At 49.4% G+C, this 6,407-nt stretch carries 6 protein-coding genes; all 6 read left to right on the forward strand.

Annotated features, from left to right (window positions below; all coding sequences use genetic code 11):
- Window positions 1-565 precede the first annotated feature (565 nt).
- Complete coding sequence (locus GQS10_RS22525; protein WP_207952399.1) at window positions 566-1,330, forward strand: DeoR/GlpR family DNA-binding transcription regulator; 765 nt, start codon at window positions 566-568, stop codon at window positions 1,328-1,330.
- Window positions 1,331-1,348: 18 nt separating this feature from the next.
- Window positions 1,349-2,290 carry a 1-phosphofructokinase gene (gene pfkB / locus GQS10_RS22530; protein ID WP_166246515.1) on the forward strand — a complete coding sequence of 314 codons (942 nt, stop codon included), beginning with the start codon at window positions 1,349-1,351 and terminating at the stop codon, window positions 2,288-2,290.
- A gap of 38 nt (window positions 2,291-2,328) precedes the next feature.
- On the forward strand, window positions 2,329-3,717 hold the full coding sequence (locus GQS10_RS22535; RefSeq protein ID WP_166246517.1) for a fructose-specific PTS transporter subunit EIIC: 1,389 nt from the start codon (window positions 2,329-2,331) through the stop codon (window positions 3,715-3,717).
- 91 nt (window positions 3,718-3,808) lie between these two features.
- Window positions 3,809-4,261 (forward strand): PTS sugar transporter subunit IIA, encoded by a 453-nt coding sequence (locus tag GQS10_RS22540; protein ID WP_166246519.1) that lies wholly within the window; start codon window positions 3,809-3,811, stop codon window positions 4,259-4,261.
- 54 nt (window positions 4,262-4,315) lie between these two features.
- The gene (locus GQS10_RS22545) at window positions 4,316-4,588 is read left to right on the forward strand and encodes an HPr family phosphocarrier protein (protein ID WP_166246521.1); all 273 of its coding nucleotides are present in this window, start codon (window positions 4,316-4,318) and stop codon (window positions 4,586-4,588) included.
- A 31-nt stretch (window positions 4,589-4,619) separates the two neighbouring features.
- Window positions 4,620-6,353 carry a phosphoenolpyruvate--protein phosphotransferase gene (gene ptsP / locus GQS10_RS22550; protein ID WP_166246523.1) on the forward strand — a complete coding sequence of 578 codons (1,734 nt, stop codon included), beginning with the start codon at window positions 4,620-4,622 and terminating at the stop codon, window positions 6,351-6,353.
- Window positions 6,354-6,407: the final 54 nt, after the last annotated feature.

The following is a 6,407-nucleotide window of genomic DNA, read 5'->3' on the forward strand; positions in this document are numbered from 1 at the left end:
AATGACCACACTTCGGTGTGGTTTTTTTGTTTTGTTCGAGCGGTGAACACGGAATAACGATTTTGTGTCTATCATTGGAAGGCAGGAGTTGCAAACCTTAAAATGGGTATCCTGTTACAGAACAAATCAAGAAATGGGACTCCCTACGTCCCTACGGATAAGGATCCTCTTCGTTTGTTGAAATGAGTCGAGTTTTCATGCGCAGCTGTCGGATTATATAATCCGACATAAACTGCACTTTTAGTTTCCGTGAAATTTGCTTCCGTGAAAACCTCCCTTTCGATTCGTTCATAAATTTGAAATAATACGCTTGATTATGATCGAATTTTGAGTGCTTCCTTCTTTACAAATTATTTATGATTATATATAATCATAAATGAGAATAAATGATCACGATTCAAGCATTGGTTTTCATTCCGTAAACAATGAAACCGGATCGTGCATTTTCGACAACAATGCTCGTTATTTGTTTGCTCGATAAGTTGCCAGCAATTCAGGCAACGCAATAAATGAGCACAAATGAGCATCGATGCACGCTAATTCCCGTTTTAAGGGGGGAACCTTTTTGCTTTACGAAGAGGAAAGAAAACAAAAAATCGCGGATTACGTACAGGAACACCGTCGTGCCTCCGTACAAGAGCTGGCACAGCATTTTCAAGTGTCCGAATCGACAGTAAGGCGTGATTTAAAGGATCTCGAAGAAGTGGGCAAACTCCGCAGAACGCACGGCGGCGCGATGCTGCTGCAGAACGATAATAACGAACCTCCTTTTGTAGAAAAGGAAGACCGTTTTCGCGCTCAAAAGGAAGCGATTGCATGTGCGGCTTTATCCATCGTTCAGGAAGACGAGACGATTTTTCTGGACTCGGGCTCGACAACCTATTGCTTAGCGAAGCTGCTAAAGAACTACCAAAAGCTCACGGTTGTAACCAACTCGGTGATGGCAGCTACGGAGCTTTCCAGCTCCAAAGGAATTGATCTTGTACTCACCGGCGGCACACTTCGTCATGAGACGCTGGCCATGGTTGGACCCATTGCGGAGAAGACGCTCGATTATATACGAGTGGATCATGTATTTTTGGCAATTAACGGATTTGACGTGGAGAGTGGGTTATCTACGCCTTCCTTAATTGAAGCGGAAATGAAACGCAAAATGATCGGTGCCGGGAAGCAAGTGGTCCTATTGGCTGATCATAGTAAGTACGGAAAGGTATCTTTTGCAAAGGTTGCTGGTATGGAGGTTGTTGATCTTCTCATTACCGATGAAGGATTACATGAGGAGAACCGAAAAGCGATAGAGTCAGCCGGCATACATCTAATCACCACGTAGTCAGGAAGTGAGAAGAGGATGAAATCGAAGGTAATTACCGTCACGATGAACCCCGCTCTTGATAAAACGGTTCTTGTCGATCAATTTGTATACGGTCAACTAAATCGGATCAAAGAGAGTCGAATCGATGCCGGCGGAAAAGGGATCAACGTAGCGAAGGTGTTAAAGCATTTTGAGGTTGAAGCAGAAGCCTGGGGGCTGAGTGCGGGCTATCCTGGAAAAATGCTTAAGAATAAGCTGGATGCGCTGGGCATCTCGTCGGTTTTTATCGAAGCGGATGGAGAAACCCGTACCAATACCAAGGTGGTCGATTCCAGCTCGAAAGTCACGACGGAGTTAAATGAACCCGGATTTCATGCAAATGAACAGCTGTTAGCCAAATTCCTTAACCAATTCGAGCAGCAGGTTTCAACGGCATCTGTAGTGGTTCTTGGAGGCAGTCTGCCGCCGGGCGCACCTGCAGATTACTACTATAAGCTCGCATCAAAAGCAAAGGAGCAAGGTGTTCTCGTCGTGCTTGATGCTGATGGGGAAGCGTTTGCAGAAGGGCTGAAGGCCGCGCCGTATGCAGTCAAGCCGAATATCCATGAGCTTGAGACGTATTTTGGTAGCGTTTTCAAAAATACGGAGGAGGTTCTAGCGGCGGCTCGTCAGCTTCTATCGATGGGCATTCGGGTGGTTCAAATTTCAATGGGTGGTGATGGATCGATTTTGGTCGGCGAGGAAGGTGCGTTTCAAGCAACGCCATTTCCGATTGAGCCGATTAGCACGGTAGGGGCTGGGGATTCCATGGTTGCGGCGATGGTCTATGGGCTTCTTCAGCAATTAGGCTTAGAAGAGATGGCACGAATTTGTTCTGCGGCAGGCACCGTTACAGCATCCAAGCCGGGCACAGAGGTATGCACGCTTCAGGAAGTGCTCCAAAACAAGCACTTGGTATCCATCACCCGTTTGGGATAAAACCATGAAACTTGCGACAAATTGAAGGAGGAGAAACAATGAAAAAAATTCTTGCAGTGACCGCATGTCCTACAGGAGTTGCTCATACGTACATGGCAGCGGAATCGCTCGCTAAATTGGCAAAGGAAAAGGGCATTCCATTAAAAGTTGAAACTCGGGGCGCCGTAGGTGTTGAAAATGAATTGACCGAACAGGAAATCGCGGAAGCGCATGCGATTATCGTAGCGGCTGATACTGACGTACTCGAATCGCGTTTTGCAGGGAAGCCTGTCGTGAAGGTTCCTGTTGCACATGCCATCAAAAATCCTGCTGGGCTGCTTGACGAAGCGTTGAACAAAGAAGCGGCTGCGGTTTCGAATGATTTGTTGAAGCAGGTAGAAGCAAATAAAGCGGAGCGCAGCGCAGCGAGAAGCGGTCCTTACAAGCATTTGATGACCGGTGTGTCGGCCATGCTTCCTTTGGTTGTTGCCGGCGGCTTGCTGATTGCGATTTCGTTTATTTTCGGAATTGAGGCGTTTAAAGTTGAAGGCACGTTGGCGAAAGCGCTGATGGATATCGGCGGGGGCGCAGCGTTTGCTCTGATGGTACCGATCTTGGCCGGGTTTATCGCATTTTCGATTGCTGAGAAGCCGGGCATGGCTCCTGGCTTGGTCGGCGGGATGCTGGCTTCGCAAATCGGTGCAGGCTTCCTGGGCGGTATTATCGCAGGCTTCCTCGCCGGTTATGTCGCGAAATTTCTTAAGGATTTGATTAAGCTTCCAAGAAATTTGGAAGGGTTAAAGCCGATTTTACTCATTCCGCTACTAGCGACAGGAATTACAGGCCTGCTGATGATTTATGTTTTCGGCCAGCCGGTTAAAGCAATTATGGACGGCTTGACAACGTATCTCACCTCGCTCGGTTCGGCGAACGCGGTTCTGCTTGGCCTTTTGCTCGGTGCGATGATGGCTTTTGATATGGGTGGTCCGGTGAACAAAGCGGCGTATACGTTTGCGATCGGTTTGCTGGCAAGCGGCATCTACGGCCCGATGGCGGCTGTAATGGCTGCGGGGATGACGCCTCCGTTAGGCTTGTGGCTGGCAACGCTTATTGCGAAAAGAAAGTTTACCAAGGAAGAACGAGATGCCGGCAAAGCTGCATCGGTTCTCGGAATTTCCTTCATTACCGAAGGCGCGATTCCTTTTGCAGCAAGTGACCCGTTCCGCGTAATCCCATCCATCGTGGCGGGCTCGGCCGTAACCGGCGCACTGTCGATGCTGTTTGGCGCAACGCTTAGAGCGCCGCATGGCGGAATCTTCGTACTGCCGATACCGAATGCCGTAAGCAATGTCGGTATGTACGCGGTAGCGATTATTGCCGGTACTGTTGTAACGGCACTGCTTCTGGCGATACTAAAACGTCCGGCAGTAGAAAAGACGGCAGCCTAATTTCAAGCGTTAACGATAAGCAGCGCATAAAGGGAAGGGCTCCTTCCCTTTTCTACACATATCGATGATCTAAACCAGGGAGGATTTAATTATGCAAATTCAAGGATTACTTGACGAGCGTTCAATTTTTATTCCGTTGGCGGCTGGAGAAAAAGAGGCAGTCATTCGTAGCATGATCGACGGCTTAGATGCTGCAGGTGCAATTTCCGATAAAGAAGCTTACTTGAATGCGGTATTAACTCGTGAAACGACTGGATCGACGGGAATCGGGTTCGGCGTAGCCATTCCGCACGGCAAATCCAAGGGCGTCTCGAAGCCTGCGCTTGCCTTTGCCAAGCTGCAGCAGCCAGTGGACTGGGCATCGTTAGACGGCAATCCGGTTACGGCCGTTTTTATGATTGCGGTGCCGGAAGAAGCGGCAGGCAATGAACATCTGCAAATCTTAATTGCGATTTCCCGCAAGCTCATTGACGATCAATTCCGCAGCCAGCTGATGCAGGTATCCAGCTCTAAAGAGCTGATGGACTTGCTTGAAACGATCTAATAACTTGCCTAAGAATCTAAGAATCGTAGAATCAAACCTTTAGGAGGACTTTACATGCAAACACAAGAAGCTACGATCCGGAATGCATCCGGTTTTCATATTCGCCCTGCCCAATTGTTCACAGAGAAAGCAGCATCGTTCCAATCGGATATTCGCCTGACGGTTTCCGGTCAAAATCAAGCAATCGATGGAAAAAGCATTTTGGGATTAATGACCTTAGGCTTGGAAAAAGGCTCGGTGATTCAAATTTCTGCTGAGGGTCCGGACGAAAAAGAAGCGGTGGAAGCATTGGTGGCATTGGTTGAAAGCGGGTTCGGCGAGGGCTAATGCCTTTCAACGGACGGATAGGAGGCTTGGAATGAAAGCTACAGAAATAAAATTGCGCGGTCTCGGGGTTTCTGACGGTACAAAAGCTGGCAAAGCCTTTGTTTATAAGCCGTTTTCCTTTGCCGATGTCGTGGAAGGAAAAGCAGACAACCCCGATACGGAGACGGTGCGGCTTCAAGAGGCGAAAGCAGGCTGTGTGACGGAATTGAATGATTTAATCGAAAAGGCGCAAAAGACGCTGGGCGAAGAGAAGGCGACGATTTTAAAAGGGCAAATCAGCTTTTTGAACGACCCGTCTTTTTACCCGCCAATGGAGAAGCTCATTGCCAATGATCGTGTAACCGCTGAAACCGCGGTGCTCCGCATCACCAATCAAGTGGCGGCGATTTTTGAATCGATGCCGAATGAGTACATGAGAGAGCGCGCTGCAGATGTTCGTGATGTCGGGCGCCGCTTGCTTTCGAAATTGGTGAACTTTCAAGGCCGTCAGCTTTCTGATATTCAAGAGGAAGTCATCGTCGTAGCCGACGATTTAACGCCTTCGGATACCGTTCAGCTCGATAAACGTTTTGTGCTCGGCTTTGTTACGCGGATTGGGGGCAAAACTTCTCACACTGCCATTCTGGCCAATTCTCTTGGCATCGCTGCAGTCCTTGGCTTAGGCGCTGGGGTTGAAGAAATGAAGGATGAGGATCTGCTCATCATTAACGGTGCTACAGGCGAATGTATTTTGCGTCCGGAACAGGAAACGCTGGCGGCTGTTCAACAGGTGATGGCTGCGGAAGTGGCGGAGAAAGAGCGGCTGCAGCGCTTTACTCAGGCGCCGGCCATGACAAAGGACGGCGTTCGCTTTGAAATTGCGGCGAATATCGGAACACCGGAAGAAGCGGTCGGACTGCCGGATAAAGGCGCCGAAGCGGTCGGTCTTTACCGGACTGAGTTTTTGTTTATGAGCCGCAGCACAATGCCCGATGAAGAGACGCAGTTTAAGGCGTATAAAGATGTGGCAGAATCGATGCAGGGCAAGCCGGTCGTCGTTCGAACGCTGGATATCGGTGGGGACAAGGAGCTGCCGTATTTGCAAACACCGCATGAGCTGAACCCGTTTCTAGGCTACCGAGCGATTCGGCTTTGCTTAGATCAGCAGGAGCTGTTTCGTACACAGCTTCGAGCGATTTTAAGAGCGAGTGCTTTTGGTGCGTTGAAGGTAATGTTCCCGATGATTTCAGGGCTGCAGGAATGGCGCCAAGCGAAAGCAATCTATGACGATGTTCGCGCGCAGCTCGTGTCGGAGGGAGTTACCGTTGGGGAAAAGGTTGAGCTTGGCATTATGGTGGAAATCCCATCTGCTGCTCTGCTTGCCCGTCAATTCGCCAAGGAAGTCGATTTCTTCAGCATCGGCACGAACGATTTGGTGCAGTATACGGTAGCGGTAGACCGGATGAACGAAAAGGTATCGTATTTATATGATTATTTCCACCCTGCGGTCATCCAGTTGATCAAGCAGGTGATTGATGCATCTAAGGAAGCCGGAAAATGGACCGGAATGTGCGGCAGCATGGCAGGTGATCCGCTGGCGGCGCCGCTGCTTGCCGGACTTGGACTTCACGAATGGAGCATGTCCTCGGCTTCGATCCAGAAGGTGAAGGAAGCGATCACGAAGCTGAACAAGGCGGAATGCGAGCAGCTCGTAGAGCGCGTGCTGGCGATGGATACAGCTGAGCAGGTGCGTGAAGCGCTGATCGCTTTTCAATCGAAATCTTAGTGAGAAAGGTGCTGTCCTCTGGGGCAATGTCATTAAGTTAATCGCATTGTCTGA

It is taken from the genome of Paenibacillus turpanensis, assembly GCF_011421635.1.
Taxonomy (GTDB): Bacteria; Bacillota; Bacilli; order Paenibacillales; family YIM-B00363; genus Paenibacillus_AK; species Paenibacillus_AK turpanensis.

Coding starts and splice junctions, on each gene's coding strand:
- pfkB (WP_166246515.1), top strand. CDS start 1,349: ATGAAATCGAAGGTAATTACCGTCACGATGAACCCCGCTCTTGATAAA.
- ptsP (WP_166246523.1), top strand. CDS start 4,620: ATGAAAGCTACAGAAATAAAATTGCGCGGTCTCGGGGTTTCTGACGGT.
- GQS10_RS22540 (WP_166246519.1), top strand. CDS start 3,809: ATGCAAATTCAAGGATTACTTGACGAGCGTTCAATTTTTATTCCGTTG.
- GQS10_RS22535 (WP_166246517.1), top strand. CDS start 2,329: ATGAAAAAAATTCTTGCAGTGACCGCATGTCCTACAGGAGTTGCTCAT.
- GQS10_RS22545 (WP_166246521.1), top strand. CDS start 4,316: ATGCAAACACAAGAAGCTACGATCCGGAATGCATCCGGTTTTCATATT.